The sequence below is a fragment of the Metabacillus sp. KH_069 genome, assembly GCF_057838075.1.
In genome coordinates, this window is sequence record NZ_CM174460.1 from 375,105 (window position 1) to 392,516 (window position 17,412).

Here is a 17,412-nt window from a genome sequence, read left to right on the forward strand (position 1 = left end):
GCGAGTGAACATCATGAATGGCGCCGTTGTTTTTATCCGGCTTTGGCTATACTAGTTCTAGGGTTTGCGTATCTAACAAAAAAGGTGTAGTATAATTGATGGTTTGTTAGATACAACAAATCATGGAAATACATTCTAACTTAGGATGATGGGGAAAATGAAAAGAGCAAGAATAATCTATAATCCAACATCAGGGCGCGAAGCCTTTAAAAAACAATTACCTGAAGTTCTTCAGAAATTTGAAATAGCCGGCTACGAAACGTCATGCCACGCGACAACCTGCGAAGGCGACGCCATCCAGGCAGCTAGAGCCGCGGGCGAACGCGGCTTTGACCTTGTCATTGCTGCAGGCGGAGACGGCACCGTAAATGAAGTTATAAACGGACTTGCTGATCTTGAAGAAAGACCTCAGCTTGGCGTAATTCCCGTTGGAACAACAAACGACTTTGCGCGTGCAATCGGAATCCCGCGCGACAATATCTTAACAGCAGTAGACTCTATCCTTGCAGGCGAAGCAAGAGCGATCGACATCGGACGCGTCAACGGCCACTACTTCGTTAACATCGCAGGCGGCGGACGTCTCACTGAACTCACATACGAAGTCCCAAGCAAGCTGAAAACCGTCCTTGGCCAGCTCGCGTACTACCTGAAAGGCATCGAAATGCTGCCTTCCATCCGTCCGGCTGAAGTAGAAATTGAATACGACGGAAAGCTGTTCAAAGGCGAAATCATGCTGTTCCTCGTTTCGCTCACAAACTCTGTCGGCGGCTTTGAAAAGCTTGCGCCAGACAGCAAGCTGAACGACGGCATGTTCGACCTGCTGATCTTGAAAAAAGCAAACCTTGCCGACTTTATCCGGGTCGCAAGCCTTGCCCTCCGCGGTGAGCATATCAGCGACAGCAACATCATCTACACAACTGCAAACCGAGTAAAGGTAACATCAGCTCAAAAAATGCAGTTAAATCTAGACGGTGAATACGGCGGCGATCTGCCAGGCGAATTCGTCAACATGTACCGACACATCGACGTCCTCATGCCGCTTGCAAAAGCCCAGTCCATGGACGAATAGAAACTTGGCCCTGCGCCAAGTTTTTCTTATGTCTGGAGTGTGATAAAATGTGGGTAATGGTTTGAATCAAGTTATCAATGTCTAGCTCCAGCGCCTAACTCCTCGGTCAGAACGGCTCCGCCAAAAAAGTCAAAACCGGACTTTTCCGTCGGATCCTTTTCTGCCTGTCGGAGCTAAACAGGCGCTTCCGCTTTTCTATATAATCAGTAAAAACAAAGGAAGATTATCATGACAAAGGCAATAGCGCCTGTACAAAAAAATGAATACTACGATGTTACCTTTGAAGACCTGACACATGACGGATCAGGCGTTGCGAAGATCGAAGGCTACCCAATCTTCGTACCAAACGCCTTACCAAACGAAAAAGGTCAAATCAAAGTCACAAAATTAAATAAAGGCTACGCATTCGGACGCCTAGTCGAGCTGCACGAAGAAAGCTCGCAGCGAACCGATGCCCCATGCCCGATCTATAAACAATGCGGCGGCTGCCAGCTGCAGCACTTAAGCTACCAAGGCCAGCTTGATTTTAAACAGAAACAAGTCAAAGAAGTACTAACAAGAATCGGCAAGCTGAACTTAGACAACGTCACCGTACACCCGACACTTGGCATGGAAGACCCATGGAACTACCGCAACAAGGCACAGGTGCCAGTCGGAGAACGCGAAGGCGGACTAGTAGCCGGCTTCTACCAGCAGCGCTCCCACGAAATCATCGACATGGAGCAATGCTTAATCCAGCAAAGCGAAAACGATGAAGTCGTCGCAGCCATCAAGACAATCGCAAACCGTCACGGTATCCGAGCCTATGATGAAAAGAAAAACAAAGGCTGGCTCCGCCACATCATGGTCCGCTACGGCATCGTCACAAAGGAAATGATGGTCGTCTTCATCACCCGAACACCCGATTTCCCAAACAAAAAAGCCATCATCGACGACATCACATCCCAATTCCCAGCCATCAAGTCCATCGTCCAAAACATCAATCCAAAACGCACAAACGTCATCTTCGGCGATCAAACAACCGTGCTCTGGGGAGAAGAATACATCTACGACTACATCGGGGACATCAAGTTCGCGATATCGGCCAGATCTTTCTATCAGGTAAACCCTGAGCAGACGAAGGTTCTTTATGATAAAGCGCTGGAGTATGCAGACTTGAGCGGTGAGGAATCAGTTATCGATGCGTACTGTGGCATTGGGACAATCTCTTTGTTCTTAGCGCAGAAGGCTAAGAAAGTTTTCGGTGTGGAGATCGTTCCTGAAGCTATTGAAGATGCCAAACGCAATGCAGTACTGAACGGTATTGAAAATGCTGAGTTTGCAGTCGGTGAAGCTGAAGTTGTCATTCCCAAGTGGTATGAAGAAGGGAATGCAGCTGATGTAATTGTGGTCGACCCGCCTCGTAAAGGGTGCGATGAAGCCTTGCTGCAAACGATTTTGGATATGAAACCGAAGAAGGTTGTGTATGTGAGCTGTAATCCGGCGACTCTTGCACGTGATTTGAAAGTGCTGGAGGATGGCGGTTATGCAACGGTGGAAGTGCAGCCGGTGGATATGTTTCCGCATACGACTCATTGTGAAGCGGTCGCGTGTTTAAAATTGGTATAATAGAAAAAGCAGCTGAGATAGAAACATTCTATGCCATCTGCTTTTTTCTTTGTGAAAAGATCAGATGTTTTTCCAATAATTTATAAATAAGCAGAGATTGATAAACAGCCAGGAAACATGATATAAGTGTAAAAGAATATTTTTTACCGGAAGTTTGACAGTGAGAGGATTTGAGTTTGACATGATCAATAATTTTTGGCGTGATCTGCCGAAGCCATTTTTCGTACTTGCCCCAATGGAGGATGTGACAGATGTTGTTTTCCGTCACGTAGTCAGTGCAGCCGGCCGGCCGGATGTATTTTTCACCGAGTTTACAAATTCGGACAGCTATTGTCATCCCGAGGGCCTGAAAAGTGTGCGCGGCCGATTGACGTTTACAGAAGATGAACACCCAATGGTGGCACATATATGGGGAGATAATCCCGACTATTTCCGTCAAATGAGCATTGGTATGGCGGAAATGGGCTTTAAAGGAATCGATATTAATATGGGCTGTCCTGTCCCGAACGTGGCATCAAGAGGAAAAGGCAGCGGCCTGATTCTCCGTCCGGACGTTGCGGCAGAACTCATTCAAGCAGCGAAAGCAGGCGGACTGCCTGTCAGCGTGAAAACAAGACTCGGCTTTAAGAAGGTAGACGAGTGGGAGAATTGGCTTGGGCATATCCTGAAACAGGACATTGCGAACCTTTCCATTCACTTGCGCACAAGAGACGAAATGAGCCAAGTCGATGCGCATTGGGAGCTCATCCCGGAAATCAAAAAACTGCGTGACCGCATTGCACCAAATACGATGCTGACCATCAATGGCGACATTCCTGACCGCCAAACCGGGCTTCAGCTTGCTGAACAATACGGAATTGACGGCGTCATGATCGGCAGGGGTATTTTCAAAAATCCGTTTGCCTTTGAAAAAGAACCAAGAGAACACAGCAGCAAAGAATACCTCGACCTCCTGAGACTGCAGCTTGATCTTCAGGATCAATATGCGGAAGAAGTACCGCGTTCAGTACCAGGGCTTCACCGCTTCTTCAAGATCTATGTCAAAGGATTCCCTGGAGCTGCTGAATTACGAAATCAATTGATGAACACGAAATCAACAGATGAAGTGCGTGCATTGCTTGATAACTTTGTAAAAGAAAGTTGATGAGACGGGGACAGTGAAATGATGTCATTCTCAAAAAGTTAGAGAACACATCAACTCATGTGTACTTATTTTATTCAGCATAAAGTTCCCTTGCAGCCGGCACCTTTTTTTATCAAGTGAACAAGTTCTTAAGAATGTAATATACCCGCCAGCACACCAGATATTTGGTGTGTGGCACAGATGATCTTGAAAAAAGGCAACTATCTCTTATGAGACGTTGCCTTTTTACGATTCTCCGTTAGCCTAAAGCACTCCTATGATCGATACATGCGTAATCTCACATGTAAAACCTCGAAGACTTCCTCTGGCATCTCCCTGACCTTGACATCTGAACCTAGAAAAAGCAGCCAATTGGTTATTTCGGTCAGTTCTTCAGCCTTATTCACATTGATAAAAGCCTTTAGAATGGCTGTGATTTGGTATGGATTCGTATAGGAGAGTGAAATCTTAAAAGGATGGTATTTTTTGAACTGGGCAATTGCGCTTGGGCCAAGCTCAAGAACAAGGTTGTATGCTTGCTCCTGCTTACTTAGTTTTTCTAAGATCTTTTTCTTGCTGACTCTTTTTTTCGCCGGGCAGGGTTTGACATCTGTGAGATGGTCGACAGGAATGATCTTCTTTTTTTCTTCTTTTAAGTCAAAGCCTTCAATCAGCCATGCGCTTTTTTCACGATAAAGGTGCAGGATATAAATAGGATATGACATTGTTTCCTTCTCTTCTTTAATGGAAATAAAAAAATAGCTGTCTGTAAGTAGGGTTTGGATGAGTGTTTCTAACATGGGATGTGGGAGGTCAGACAGATCAAGCAGGTCGGGGTTGTGGGGATTGGTCCCTTCAAAAAGCAGGATTTGATTTAGAAGAACAAGATCATCCTGCTGGTTTTTGGATAGGAGGCCAAGTAATTTTTCAGCTAAAGACTGACGGCTCTTCAGGTAGGGAAGCTGCTGGTTTCTTGTGGCCATAAAGGCAATAAACAGTGCTTTGACCTCATTGTTGGTAAAGCGTACATCCGGCAAGACGGAGTTGTGCATGACAAAATAACCCCCATCTCTTCCAACCTCAGCCACAAGCGGCATCCCCATGGCCTCAATTTCTCTAATATCTCTAATGGCTGTCGAGCGTGAAATGTTAAACTCCTGCATGATTTCAGAAATGGTAAAGCGGGCACGGTTATTAATATACCGCATGATGATATTGATCCGTTCAACTTTTTTCATGAGGGGCTCCTAAACAGTATCGTTTTTTGACATGATTTAAGACTATGATAAACCTAGCAAGACAATAATACAAATCATTGAAAAATGCAGAAAAGAGGTATGGGAAATGGCAAATTATACACTGGAAGAAAAAGAAGGCTTTACCGTAATCGGTCTTGGAACTGAGCTGAAAAGCGATTACACAGACTATGCAGGCATACACAGGGAAAAGTTCGAATTTTGGCAAGCCATCAGCCAAGATGGAAGGCTGGATACTTTAAAATCCATGTCCTCCAATGACTATGTATTTGCTGTGAATGAAGCGGTAAATAACAAGATGATGCATTATGCTGGTGTCATGACAGAGGAACCGGCCCCAGAAGAAGCGAGAGTCATCCAATTTCCTAAAGGAGAATACGTAGTGGTTAAAGGGGAAGGAAAGACAGCGGATGATTTGAATAACAAGCTTGCTGCTGTTGCCTTTGGTCAAGTCCTTCCAGAAGCAAAGGATGTTGCCTATGTTGGCGGACCAAATGCTAGTGTTGAGATGGAGCACCGAAACGGCATGATTTATGGTGAAATGTGGATTCCTGTTGTCAGGAAATAATCAAAAGGAGGGATGGCAATGTCCTGTATCGTTGATTTTAAAAATGTGTCTGCGGCTGGTTTAGAGTCTTCGCCTGCAGCAGAAGCGCTTGCTGGTTTACGGGCAAATGAATCCCGTTACTTTATGAACAAATACAAACACGAATTTGCGGTTGTACCAGCGAGCGAAAGCCAGGAGACACTCGATTATGTGAACCGGATTTTAAAGGAAGAACGTGATATCGAGTTTGCGGCCAAACCATTGGAAACGTCCAGGTTTCAAGTGGCAAATATTAAATTTGCCTACGTCTTTTACGAGGATGGTCTCGCGGTCAACGTCATGTATACCGTTGATGATCAGAAGAAGCGGGCAGTGGGCTTTAAGCTTTCTGAGGGAATGGAGATACCAAAGGAGTTAGAAGGCAAGTTTAAGTTTGCCAGACAGAAGTCTAAACTCGCTGGAACCATCAGGGGCTCGTTTTTTGTCATCAAAGGAGAATATTAAGGCAGAGCTGTACAGTGGAACGGAAAACAATTTTATTGAACAGGAAGAAAAATAAACTCACAGCATACCGCCAGTATTGCTGCAAACACTTAAGGCATGTGGAGTGCTGTTCGCTACTTGTAAGTAAAGATAAATAAAGATGTAACAGTGAGTAGAGGGCCTTTCCTGAGTGGGGAGGCTCTTATTTATTGTCATACATAGATAACATAACTGACATCTTTGCTGACAGCGTGGAAAGTGAAATTTTCTATCGTTTTCTAGTGAGTTAAGTTTCCGAGAATAATAAAAAAACAAGGAAACAAACTGATTCTATTTAAGTGTCAACTTGGATTGTTGAAGGATGAATGAAAATAGCGAACAGTGGCTGTTGCCGTTCGCTAAACAAATCCAAATTTAATTAATATTTTCCCTGCAAAAAATCCATTATAAATTTTCCATTAGACGTTTTTTGATTAATTCATAATCGTCCCTAGTAATACCAGGAGCAAATTCTTCAGGTAAATCCTCTAAGTCTGGAATTGGTCCGCCTTCAGGAGTACCAATTTTCACTTCAAGCGGTTGCCCATTTTCCGGATTTGTTCCTTTCCAAATCATTCCGATATCCCTGTATTCTGTTTCGCTCCATGTGAATAGCACATTGCTTAAGCCTTTTTCTATGAACGGTTTGGCATAATCAAATTTTGAGTTATCAAGATTTGGAATTGGAAGCATTTTCGTCAAGTCTACCCCTGTAGCAATTTCGATTGCTTTCGCATAGGCGAGGATATGTGTTCCTCCACGAACAAGCAAATACCCAATCATGGTTCTGGCAACTGGGTGATCAGTCATCTCATAAACTCTCATTTTATGTGTACGTGCACCAATTTCTAGAAAAAAGTTATGTGTTAAATCTAAAACCAGATTTCCGCTATTAAAAACATTATCACCAGTCCAAGGTCTTCCCATTGAATCACCTGGTATAGCCGTTTGAGCTGTAGAAATAAAATGGTGGGTGTTTCTCGCATCCTTCCCATTTTGAAGTGGAGTAATATCTGGATCCCCTGGAAAAGTATTCCCTACCGATAACAAATTAATCGTATTAGAAACAAGTTCTACATGACCAAATTCTTCTGCTGTAATGCTTGCCACTAACTCATAGAATGGTTTTAGCTTTTTTTTATTTCTGAAGTTAAAAGACTGAAACATATAGTTATTTAAGGTAGACATCTCCCCAAACTTGCCGCCCAAGAGCTCTTGCACTGCTGCTGCTGCATTCATATCGCCGTGTGCGGGTATAGGAAGTTCAATTGCCAATTTATTTATTCTTTTAAACATTTTTTCCCCTCCACTTCCTTTTTGTTAACCAGGAAAAACCCAAATAATTTGCTGGGTACGAATAAAAAAGGGAGTTTCGTTAGATTCGACAACAATGTGATCTGGCATTACATTTTTCAAGGAGCCACGAACGCTGCCTCTTATGGTTTGAACAGTAACCATTTTACCAACAATGGTTGTTAATGTCTGATAAACATAGGGATCATAAAAGCTTAACAGGTTGTTGTTTGTCATTTAGATCCTCCTATTCTGAAGTCATTCTTACTGAGTATATGTTTCTCGATATGAAAAAAGACTGAAAAACAACTGTTCAATTGGACTCTTTTATGCTCATTTTGGTTCTCCAGATGCCATGGCGCTGTTCATTAGCTATGACACGACAGGGGTGGTGAAGGATGAGTAAGAGAATTGTGATTAATCCATTGGCGCGGATTAGCGGCATTTGCTCTCAGCCCACTCAATGGCTTCATTCCGTGCTTTAGAAGATGATTTAAACATTGAACAAGGAAAATAATTACGAGACATCTTTCATCGATGTGAGTTTTTACAAAATCATATCCGCCTTTTTTATCAGTAGCTTACCGTTTATCCACTTGCCAATTTACATGAATATCAAACTTTAGATATCTCAGCGCATAACTTTCACTTGTTTCAATCATTGTAACAACAGAAAGAATCTTAAAAGGGGTATCTTATAGGAGTGGAACCTTATGAGATCAGGTTCCATATTGGATTAATCAAATCTTTAGGAGAAAAATGGAAAACGTTTTTGCAAGATGTATCACAGACCATCGATAGCTTGATTGCTAAGAATTGTGTGTGTTATATAGATCTTAAGATTATAAGTATAAATAAATAGAAGAACATTCCCTAAGGATAGGCATATGATGTTTTTGTATATCTGTGAAGGGAATGAAGAAAATGTACAATGTCCCTAGTATTTATCCATATCAAAATCAATATCATTATTATGTTAATGCACCAATGAGTGAAAGACAGTCTGTTTACAGGAATATTCCTAATGGTACTAACCAATATGGTTTTAAAGATTATGGATCAGAACCATTTGTAGTTAATATCAATGAGGCTACGAAGCGAAACAAAACCTATCGTACCGCTTTATGGACAGGGGATCGTTTGCAAGTTACTTTAATGAGTCTCAATGTTGGCGAAGATATCGGTTTGGAAATGCATCCTGACGTTGATCAGTTCTTACGTATTGAACAAGGACAGGGAATTGTTCAAATGGGCAAGAGTAAAGATAATTTTGACTTTGAAAGAAATGTCTATGACGATTTTGCAATAATGATACCCGCTGGAACATGGCATAATCTAACCAATACAGGAAATATTCCGCTAAAACTTTATTCGATATATGCTCCTCCTAACCATCCATTTGGTACTATTCATGTTACCAAATCAGATGCAGTAGCTACGGAAGATGCTTATGGTTATCGTAATGACAAAAATATAATTATAAAAAATTCAAATATGTTTAGACCCGAAAATATTGATACAACAAATTCTAACACCTCTAAAACTAGCTTTTCTAAAGAGGAAGCAGCAGCAATAGCTTTACTTTTAGGTATTGATTTTACCAATAGTAAATTTGATTTAAATGAGTTTTGGATGGGAGTAAATACCGAACTTGAACATGGAAGAAAATACAATCAGACTAATGTTACTGCGGATGAACCTATCACTACTGGAAAAATTGCACTAGCTCATCTCAGTGAATTTCCTGATTATTATAGTAGGTTGAAAGTGCTTGAGGAAGAAGCAAAAGCGTATTGGAAAAAATAATGAACTGGATAAAAATGGTCAAGCGGAAATCAGGCTGACCATTAGTTATAGAAGAGTGTTGTGGATCATACGTTGTAAAGCGAATCTGATTATATCAGATTAAGATTGAAAACGTTGATAAATAGGCTTTTGTTTATCCTTATTCTGATTTAAACAGATAGAATTGGTGGCAGTATGTTTCTTTATGCCACCACTCTGTCACCAACTAGCTGAAGAAGCTTATAAATATAAATGATATAACGCCGGAGTTACTACATAACTTTATTCATTAAAATTATTTGAAGGAAAACAAGGATCTTACCATTACCGTTTTTCTAACCCTTATATGGTCAATTGAAGTAGTGACCAGAAGTCGACACATGCGGAATGTGTGACAAAGCTCGTTTTAAATTATGAAGCAGAGACCATTAAAAGGTTCCTGCTTTTTTTCATTGAGATTAAATGTAGGATTTAAAGGTTGATTACCCTTTAGGCAGCAGGTGTTTTTATCTTTTTGATGATACGAACGATACTTATGTGTTACGTATAACAGGAGCCTTAAATAAAAAAACGCAAGACTTCTGTAAGAAAATGGGATAAATCATTGAACTTGGGTAAGAGATTGATTTACTATAAAGAAGTATTATGAAAATTATCATAAATTATTAGGGATATGGGAGGTACTCATGGGCAGATTAATTCACTTTGAAATTCACGTAAACGACATGGAACGCGCAAAGAAGTTTTATGGAGAGGTATTCGGCTGGACATTTCAGGACTGGAGTGATTATGCCGGGCTTCCTTACTTTGGAGCAGTGACCGGCGACGAGAATGAACCCGGAATCAATGGTGCTTTGATGCAGAGACAAGGTCCTTCTCCAGAACCAAACCAGCCGTTAAACGGGTTTTCCTGTACAATGGGAGTGGAAAACTACGATGTAACGGAAGCAAAAATTATCGAGCATGGCGGCAAGGTGGCATTGCCGAAATATGCGCTTCCTGGAATGGCGTGGCAAGGGTACTATCATGATACGGAAGGCAATATTTTTGGCATTCATCAGCCTGATGCAAATGCGAAATAGGACTAAAAAAGGAAGGAAAGGCAGAATGTATGCCTTTCCTTCCTTTTTTATTATTCCTTCAAGTCGAACTCTGAATCAAACTCTCCCTCGGTGCCTCCTGCAAAAATGCACACGGTTCACCAACACTGTACAGCTGCAAGTGATGCAACGCCCGGGTGCAGGCGGTGTAGAACAATCTGCGAAGGCTCTCATCAAAGTATACTTGCGAGGATGCGTCATAAATGATGACGGCGTCGAATTCGATGCCTTTGGCCAAATACGCAGGGATGACAACAATGCCTTGCTCGTATTCAACCGAGCCGCTTTTTACAAGCTTAATGTCTTCGATGTTTCCTAATGCATTGAAGGCCTCACTGCTTTCGGCAGCGGATTTGCATATGATTGCAATCGAATGATACCCTCGCTTCTGAAAGTCTGCGACTTTGGAAGCGATGCGGCGGTGCAGTTCGGCACGGTCGGATACCTGTGTCAGCACAGGCATCTCGCCGTCGCGTTCAAAAGCGGCAATTTGTTCGCCGCCAGGAACGAGTCTTCGTGTGAATTCGGTAATCGGTTTTGTGGATCTGTAGCTTCGGTTTAAGAGAATCGCTTCTGTTTCATCGGGTCCGTATAAGCCGGTAAGCGGGTGGAAATCGGACATTTCGCTTGCATGAACGAAGATGGCCTGGTTAAAGTCCCCGAGCACGGTCATCTTTGCCGAAGGAAACAGACGTTTCAAAAACTCGAATTGAAAAGGCGAATAATCTTGTGCCTCGTCTACAAGCACGTGCTTAATAGAGGTGTTTGTCTGGAACCCCTGAATCTGCTCTTTCAAAAATAAAAACGGAGGAGCATCTTCGTAAAACAGCCTGCCCTCATCAAGCATGTTCATGGTCATCTGACAAATATCCTCCCACTCCTCAGGTGTTTTCCCCTCAATCCACCTGTTGATGCTCGCCGGGTTTGAAAAAAGCTGCCTATAGATGGCTGTAAAGTCGACGAAACGAAGCGCCTTCACCCATTTCCGGAGCGGCTTCAGCTTCTTGCGGACAACCATCCTGCCGAGCACCTTGATCTCTTTTTCGTAATCATCAAGTTCGACTTCGGAAGCCTGTTTTTTCTCTAAGTAGGCAAAAGCCTTTTGATACTCATCTTTGCTGAGGAGCTCAATTTCTTCCTGTACCCACGGTTTGTTCAGCTCGGCTTTCTCCGTTTCATCGATTTTTGCATTCAGCCATTCCTGCAGCTTCTCAATTCTGTTGGAAAAGCGGATAGACGTATCCGTGCCGTAAAATCTTTCTTCCATCTGCTTGGAGGAGACGAATGGTTTTCCTCTGAATTTTATCCCTTTAAACACCATTCCGGATTCTTCTAGGGAGTGGCTATAAGCTTTTATCGTCTCGAAAAAGGAAGTGGACGCCTTGAACCGGATACTTGCAGTTCTTGTGCGGTGGGCAGGTTCATCTGCAGCAGTCAGCACATATTCCAGCTGCTCATAAGGATCCTCGACTTTAAAGGAGCCGCTCAGCCGGTGGTACAAATATTCCTGGAACGTAACCTGCTGCATGTTCTCTTCGCCAAGCTCAGGCAGGACGTTGGATACGTAGCTGTTAAACATCGAGTTAGGAGAGAAGAGAATGATCTGATCAGCCTTCAGACGATCCCGGTACTTATAGAGCAAGTAAGCAATCCTCTGCATAGCAGCCGATGTCTTGCCGCTGCCTGCAGCTCCCTGGACAATCAGCAGTCTGCCCGTTACATGCCGGATAATCCGGTTTTGCTCCTGCTGAATGGTGGCCACGATGCTGTGCATATGTTTGTCTGTTCCTTTGCCAAGCACCTGCTTTAAAATCTCGTCTCCAATGGTAAGACTCGTATCGAACATCGATTCGACAACGCCTCCGCGGATGATATATTGCCACTTTTTCTCCAGTTTACCTTTGATCACGCCGCCGGGAGTCGTGTATTCAGCAGGGCCGGGCGGATAATCGTAGTAGACACTCGAGACCGGAGCACGCCAGTCGTAAATCAGGAAATCCTCACCGCTTGAATCCGTGAGCGTTGAGATGCCGATATAGACTTTTTCGGATTCCTGGGTTCCTTCTTCGATAAAATCAATACGTCCAAAATAAGGCGTTTTTTGCATGCGCTGCAGGACAGACAGCCGGCTTTTTGCATGCCTGTGGGTGCTCTGGCTTACAGTCAGGGCCTGCGCCTGCTGCCTTAAGCCGATGATTGTCTCAAGATAGTCGTCAAACGTATCTGTGTTTACCTTGACCTCATCCCAAAAGTGCCTTTGAATATGGACCACTTCACTCCGGCGCCGGCTGGCTTCATCTGCAAGCTTGCCGATCTGCTCCGAAATTGTCCCGGTCACCTGATCCAATCGTTCCTGCTCCTGCCGAAGATCATTGTTCATTAAAAGCACTCCTTTAAAAAAAATTGAAAAATAAGGGTTGACTGAAGAGTGGTTTCGTTGTAAGATTAAAATAGGGATAACTTTATATTATTATATATTAAAAAATGTGTTTCTATAGTAATATATCACAGCTTCCCATTTTTATCAATGTATACTTTAACAATGAAATTGACGGTTTTTTACTAATACATATTAAAACAAGGCGGGCAAAGGATTAACTTTGTCCGCCTTGTTTTGTTCATGTCATTCTCTTGCAGATTTCTCAGGTCAATATGAAAGGCCTTTTTATTTAAGGATCGTATAAAAAGGGCCAAACCCTGGTTGTTTTGCCAGGGAATAAAACCATAGATTACCTGCCCTGATAATAAGTTACCTCTTTGTCAGTTCGCAGTACCTTGCTTCATTTTCAAACTCTGTTCTTCAGGCACAGCCCGTTTGATAAATAATGAAACGATCCATGCGATGGCAACTAGTCCGAATGCAAACAAGAATGCACTTTTCATGCCGGAAATCATCGCTAGAATTTGTAAGGTAGCCGCGTCTTCCTTAATCAGCGTACTTTCCATAAAACGAGCAGAACCATTGGTCATGATAGAGACAAGCAATGCTGTCCCGACTGCGCCGGCAACCTGTTGGAGCGTACTGATAATGGCCGTGCCATGCGGATATAAGGGAGGCGGCAGTTCGTTTAAAGCGTTGGTCATAATCGGCATCATGACCATTGAAATCCCAAGCATTAACAGCGTATTAAAAATCATAATCGTGCTGTAGGAGGTTGACACTGTGATGAAGGCAAATTGCCACAACGTATTCGCGACCAGCCCAAGTCCTATAAGCGCAAGCCACTTAGCACCAAATTTATCAAATAACCGGCCGGTAATGGGTGACATGATTCCCATGACAATTCCGCCCGGCAGCATGACCAAGCCTGCCTTCAACGGACTGTAGCCTAACGCATTCTGGAGAAAAATCGGCAGCAGCATCATCGCGGAAAACATTGCCATCATGATAATCATCATAATGACCGTTGACATCCTGAAAATGGTGTATTTAAATGTCCGTAAATCCAGCAGCGGCTGTGTAATCGTCAATTGCCTCCAAGTAAACATGGCTAAAGCAACAACGCCGATTATTAGTGGAATAAGAACTTCATAGCTCGACCAGCCACCCTGTCCTTCACCGGAACTGCTGAATCCGTACACAATCCCGCCGAATCCTAAGGTTGAAAGGAGAAGCGAAAGCGGATCGATCTTTGGTTTACTTGTCTCCGTCACGTTTTTAAGCTTCATAAATGCAAAGATAATCACTAACAGTGCGATCGGCAGAACCCCGTAAAAAAGAACCCGCCAGCTGAAATGCTGTACAATGATTCCTGATAGCGTGGGTCCAATCGCGGGAGCAAACGTAATGACAATTCCAATGGTCCCCATTGCCGAACCCCTTTTTTCTATAGGAACGATTGAGAATACCACATTAGTTAGTAAGGGAAAGAGCAGTCCGGTACCCGCTGCCTGAAGCAGCCTTCCGAATAAAAGCATTTCTATTTCTGGTGAGATAGCCGCTACAAATGTCCCAACCGTAAACAACCCCATAGCTCCAAGGAACAGGGTTCTTGTGGTGAACCGCTGAATCAAATAAGCGGTGACCGGGATAAGGACACCGATAACAAGGAGATAACCAGTAGTCAGCCATTGCGCCGTGCTCGGCTCAATTCCGAAGTCATCCATAATTTTGGTTAAGGCAACATTAAGCAGCGTTTCATTTAAAATGGCTACAAACACACCCAGAATCATAATTATGACCAGTAAAAAGTTTTCTTTGCTCCCGAATGTCCCTGCGTTTTGAGCCGATTCGTTTTGATTTTTCAACGTCTTTCTCCTTTCGTTTTCAAAATGCATACCTAACAGATTGCTGCATCAACGTTGGGAAACTGCTTTCCGTCCATATTCATTTATTATTGCCAAATACAGAACAAATATTCGCATTTATAGTACCACATAAAAGATTCCTCTGCCAAGGATGAAACAGAGGAAATTGGGGATTTAGAATAAAAATCATTTTAGCGGGCAAGAAGTGGTTTATTCAAGTGGAAAAGGTTTTTTTCGAAAATGAAAAAAGCGCGGGGAAAGGAAAGAGTTTATTTTACCAGCGAACGAAAGAATGCAGGTTTGAGCGGGATAGAAAGCAGAAACTATTTTGCAAATGAACAAAAGAAAGGCAAACCACAAAAAGGATAATTAGTTGGATTTATCAGAAGATCATTTATACAGACAAGTCTTAATCAAGCCATGTGGAGTGTATAGCAGTTCTAAAATTAGCATTAACAGCCTTTTATTTAGGATTTTTTTAATGTTTTAAAATCATTTGCCAAAAAATTATTTACATATATATGTAAAAATGAGACAATAAAACAAATCTCAAAGGAGGAAAGTAACTATATGATGCCATCTTATTGCTAATTCATTTCCAGATAAAATTCATACGAATTTTATAACGAGTATAAATTTGCCTAGGTTAGTAGGTTTATTTGGTTATGCTCTTTATGGAATGTTGGCAATATAGAGGATCGCTTACTTTTCTAAAATTGAGATGATGCAGGTCGGCTGTTTGTTTTTACAGTGACGCTTATACAGGCAAGTTCTGTGCATTTATGCAGACGCCTGCTTATTTGAGCTGACCGGAATCATAATCACGGACGATTTTAGGCTGTAGGAAGAGATGTCTTCTTGCGGCCTTTTTGCATATAAAAAATGAATAGTAACTGTCTTCTTTGCCCTGTCCATAGACGGCGTAACTCACATAATCATGAAAGAAGGGGATTTTGTGTTTGAGTTGACGTTGCAGGGTGTTAAGAAATATATGGATGCTACGCTTGTGCTTAGAGATATCAGTTTTGAGGTGTATGCAGGAGATAAAGTTGGTATTGTTGGGGCCAATGGAAGTGGAAAGAGTACGGTTTTGAAGCTGATTGCCGGAATTGAGAAGATGCATTATTATCCGGGTTATCCGCAGACATCGAGTCCCGGGTATGATGAGGGGCTGATCCACAGGCCGAGGGGTGCGACGATTGCATATCTTGAGCAGATGCCTTCGTTTCCTCAGGGGCTTAAGGTGATCGATGTGCTGAACATGGCATTTGAGAATGTTCAGGAGATTGAGAAACAGATGCGCGACTTAGAAGATCGGATGAAGACGCTGGAGGATGCTGCTCTTGAGAAGGCCCTGATTAAATACAGTGATCTTGTTCAATTGTATGAAGGGAAGGGCGGATATGAAATTCAAGAGAAATTAGGGAAGGTTTGCACAGGGCTGAAGTTCAATGAAGCCTTCTTGAATCAGGATTTTGATTTGCTGAGCGGCGGGGAGAAGACGACGGTCATGCTTGGGAAGCTGCTGGTCCATGATCCAGACATTTTGCTGCTGGATGAACCGACGAATCATTTGGATATGGATGCGCTTGAATGGCTTGAAGGCTATCTGAAGAGCTACAAGGGTATTGTTATCATCGTCTCCCATGACCGTTATTTTCTGGACCATGTTGTGACAAAAATCGTGGAGATTGAGGACATGGAATCCATCACGTATAAGGGGAACTATTCCTCGTTTGTGAGTCAAAAAGAAGAAAACATGCGGATTCAATTTGAGCATTTCCGGGAGCAGCAAAAGAAAATCAACTCCATGGAAAGTACCGTAAAGGACCTCAGAGACTGGGCGATGCGGGCTGATAACAACAAGTTTTTCAAACGGGCTGCGAGCATTCAGAAAAAGCTTGCAAAGATGGAACGGATTGATAAACCGGTCTTTGAAAGGCGGAATATGAGGCTGAACTTCAAACAGGCCGAACGTTCCGGAAATGAAACGATCAAAGCGGCCGGCCTCTCGAAAAGTTATGCGGATAAAGTGCTGTTTAAGGACGCTGAGTTAATGATTCGCTACGGGGAGCGAGTCGGGCTGATCGGCGGGAACGGCAGCGGGAAAACAACCTTTTTAAAAATGCTGTTGGGAGAAGAACAGCCGGATGCCGGAACGGTTGAAGCAGGTGCCAACGTCATGGCCGCCTATTTGCCGCAGAAAATTACGTTTAACAACGAAGATCACACGGTGCTGGAATGCTTCAGGGAGGATATCTCAATTCCAGAGGGCAAGGCACGGGAGTATCTGGCCAAATTCATGTTTTACAAAAATACGGTCTTCAAGAAGGTGAAGCACCTGTCCGGGGGAGAGCGAATCAGGCTCAAGCTTGGGGTGCTGCTTTTCCAGGATGTTAATTTATTGATCCTGGATGAGCCGACGAATCACCTGGATATTGATTCGATTGAGACCCTTGAAGAAGCGCTGGAAGAGTTCGCAGGGACGATTTTCTTCATCTCGCATGACCGGTATTTTATCAATAAAATCAGCCAGCGGATCGTTGCGCTTGAGGACTGTTCGTTTAAAAGCTACATTGGAAATTACGATGAGTATAAACGGGAGAAAGCGAAGAAGATTGCTGCACCGCAAATCGTGAAAAGCAAGAAACACAGAGTGGAAGCTGTAACTGATGTGGACTTGAAGGCTATGGCTTTGGCCGAGATTGAACGTTTTGAAAAGGAGCTTAGCGAGCTTGAGGCAGCTATGGCAGGCGAGTTGGAGTATGAAGAACTTAGCCGGATGTATGAGCGGAAAGTGAAGATGAGCAAGCAGCTTGATGAGGCGATGGAGGTTTGGGTCGGCCTTGAGTAAGAAAAAA

General features: G+C 43.0%; 13 protein-coding genes and 1 pseudogene. 9 read left to right on the top strand and 5 right to left on the bottom strand.

Features of this window, described 5'->3' with window-relative positions:
- Positions 1 to 157 precede the first annotated feature (157 nt).
- The 3 genes from AC3ISE_RS02010 to AC3ISE_RS02020 all read left to right on the top strand — a co-directional run bounded on the left by AC3ISE_RS02010 (position 158) and on the right by AC3ISE_RS02020 (position 3,821).
- Complete coding sequence (locus AC3ISE_RS02010) at positions 158 to 1,069, top strand: diacylglycerol kinase (RefSeq protein ID WP_489222841.1); 912 nt, start codon at positions 158 to 160, stop codon at positions 1,067 to 1,069.
- 228 nt (positions 1,070 to 1,297) lie between these two features.
- Positions 1,298 to 2,677 (top strand): 23S rRNA (uracil(1939)-C(5))-methyltransferase RlmD, encoded by a 1,380-nt coding sequence (gene rlmD / locus AC3ISE_RS02015; protein ID WP_489222842.1) that lies wholly within the window; start codon positions 1,298 to 1,300, stop codon positions 2,675 to 2,677.
- A 181-nt stretch (positions 2,678 to 2,858) separates the two neighbouring features.
- Positions 2,859 to 3,821, top strand: a complete 963-nt coding sequence (locus AC3ISE_RS02020) for a tRNA dihydrouridine synthase (protein ID WP_489222843.1) — start codon at positions 2,859 to 2,861, stop codon at positions 3,819 to 3,821.
- A gap of 254 nt (positions 3,822 to 4,075) precedes the next feature.
- On the opposite strand, the gene AC3ISE_RS02025 is transcribed toward AC3ISE_RS02020, so the two are convergent.
- Entirely contained in the window at positions 4,076 to 5,038 is a 963-nt protein-coding gene (locus AC3ISE_RS02025) for a helix-turn-helix transcriptional regulator (protein WP_489222844.1), read from the bottom strand.
- 106 nt (positions 5,039 to 5,144) lie between these two features.
- Here AC3ISE_RS02025 and AC3ISE_RS02030 point away from each other — a divergent pair, with 106 nt between their 5' ends.
- Together AC3ISE_RS02030 and AC3ISE_RS02035 are read left to right on the top strand one after the other, a co-directional pair.
- The gene (locus AC3ISE_RS02030) at positions 5,145 to 5,624 is read left to right on the top strand and encodes a GyrI-like domain-containing protein (protein WP_489222845.1); all 480 of its coding nucleotides are present in this window, start codon (positions 5,145 to 5,147) and stop codon (positions 5,622 to 5,624) included.
- 18 nt (positions 5,625 to 5,642) lie between these two features.
- Positions 5,643 to 6,107, top strand: coding sequence for a DUF8821 family protein (locus tag AC3ISE_RS02035; RefSeq protein ID WP_489222846.1), 465 nt, complete (start codon positions 5,643 to 5,645; stop codon positions 6,105 to 6,107).
- Between the two features lie 423 nt (positions 6,108 to 6,530).
- On the opposite strand, the gene AC3ISE_RS02040 is transcribed toward AC3ISE_RS02035, so the two are convergent.
- Entirely contained in the window at positions 6,531 to 7,421 is an 891-nt protein-coding gene (locus AC3ISE_RS02040) for a manganese catalase family protein (RefSeq protein WP_070879509.1), read from the bottom strand.
- A gap of 24 nt (positions 7,422 to 7,445) precedes the next feature.
- Positions 7,446 to 7,655 (bottom strand): YuzF family protein, encoded by a 210-nt coding sequence (locus tag AC3ISE_RS02045; RefSeq protein ID WP_070879510.1) that lies wholly within the window; start codon positions 7,653 to 7,655, stop codon positions 7,446 to 7,448.
- A gap of 687 nt (positions 7,656 to 8,342) precedes the next feature.
- Between AC3ISE_RS02045 and AC3ISE_RS02050 the strand changes: the two are divergent.
- The 3 genes and pseudogenes from AC3ISE_RS02050 to AC3ISE_RS02060 form a co-directional block, all read left to right on the top strand.
- Positions 8,343 to 8,894, top strand: a pseudogene (locus AC3ISE_RS02050) (cupin domain-containing protein); the annotation flags it as partial.
- An 18-nt stretch (positions 8,895 to 8,912) separates the two neighbouring features.
- Positions 8,913 to 9,224 (top strand): DUF5661 family protein, encoded by a 312-nt coding sequence (locus AC3ISE_RS02055; RefSeq protein ID WP_170292805.1) that lies wholly within the window; start codon positions 8,913 to 8,915, stop codon positions 9,222 to 9,224.
- A gap of 665 nt (positions 9,225 to 9,889) precedes the next feature.
- Positions 9,890 to 10,285, top strand: a complete 396-nt coding sequence (locus AC3ISE_RS02060) for a VOC family protein (protein ID WP_489222847.1) — start codon at positions 9,890 to 9,892, stop codon at positions 10,283 to 10,285.
- A gap of 58 nt (positions 10,286 to 10,343) precedes the next feature.
- Here AC3ISE_RS02060 and helD read toward each other — a convergent pair whose 3' ends face one another.
- Together helD and AC3ISE_RS02070 are read right to left on the bottom strand one after the other, a co-directional pair.
- Positions 10,344 to 12,683 (bottom strand): RNA polymerase recycling motor HelD, encoded by a 2,340-nt coding sequence (gene helD / locus AC3ISE_RS02065; protein ID WP_489222848.1) that lies wholly within the window; start codon positions 12,681 to 12,683, stop codon positions 10,344 to 10,346.
- Positions 12,684 to 13,063: 380 nt separating this feature from the next.
- The gene (locus tag AC3ISE_RS02070) at positions 13,064 to 14,551 is read right to left on the bottom strand and encodes a DHA2 family efflux MFS transporter permease subunit (RefSeq protein ID WP_489222849.1); all 1,488 of its coding nucleotides are present in this window, start codon (positions 14,549 to 14,551) and stop codon (positions 13,064 to 13,066) included.
- A gap of 955 nt (positions 14,552 to 15,506) precedes the next feature.
- Here AC3ISE_RS02070 and abc-f point away from each other — a divergent pair.
- Positions 15,507 to 17,405: a ribosomal protection-like ABC-F family protein gene (gene abc-f, locus AC3ISE_RS02075; protein WP_489222850.1), complete on the top strand. Its 1,899-nt coding sequence runs from the start codon at positions 15,507 to 15,509 to the stop codon at positions 17,403 to 17,405.
- Positions 17,406 to 17,412: the final 7 nt, after the last annotated feature.

Bases quoted from the DNA above. Each gene is read 5' to 3' on its own strand.
- helD (WP_489222848.1), bottom strand. From the start codon at position 12,683: ATGAACAATGATCTTCGGCAGGAGCAGGAACGATTGGATCAGGTGACC.
- AC3ISE_RS02020 (WP_489222843.1), top strand. From the start codon at position 2,859: ATGATCAATAATTTTTGGCGTGATCTGCCGAAGCCATTTTTCGTACTT.
- AC3ISE_RS02055 (WP_170292805.1), top strand. From the start codon at position 8,913: ATGTTTAGACCCGAAAATATTGATACAACAAATTCTAACACCTCTAAA.
- AC3ISE_RS02060 (WP_489222847.1), top strand. From the start codon at position 9,890: ATGGGCAGATTAATTCACTTTGAAATTCACGTAAACGACATGGAACGC.
- AC3ISE_RS02045 (WP_070879510.1), bottom strand. From the start codon at position 7,655: ATGACAAACAACAACCTGTTAAGCTTTTATGATCCCTATGTTTATCAG.
- AC3ISE_RS02035 (WP_489222846.1), top strand. From the start codon at position 5,643: ATGTCCTGTATCGTTGATTTTAAAAATGTGTCTGCGGCTGGTTTAGAG.
- AC3ISE_RS02010 (WP_489222841.1), top strand. From the start codon at position 158: ATGAAAAGAGCAAGAATAATCTATAATCCAACATCAGGGCGCGAAGCC.
- rlmD (WP_489222842.1), top strand. From the start codon at position 1,298: ATGACAAAGGCAATAGCGCCTGTACAAAAAAATGAATACTACGATGTT.
- AC3ISE_RS02025 (WP_489222844.1), bottom strand. From the start codon at position 5,038: ATGAAAAAAGTTGAACGGATCAATATCATCATGCGGTATATTAATAAC.
- AC3ISE_RS02040 (WP_070879509.1), bottom strand. From the start codon at position 7,421: ATGTTTAAAAGAATAAATAAATTGGCAATTGAACTTCCTATACCCGCA.
- AC3ISE_RS02030 (WP_489222845.1), top strand. From the start codon at position 5,145: ATGGCAAATTATACACTGGAAGAAAAAGAAGGCTTTACCGTAATCGGT.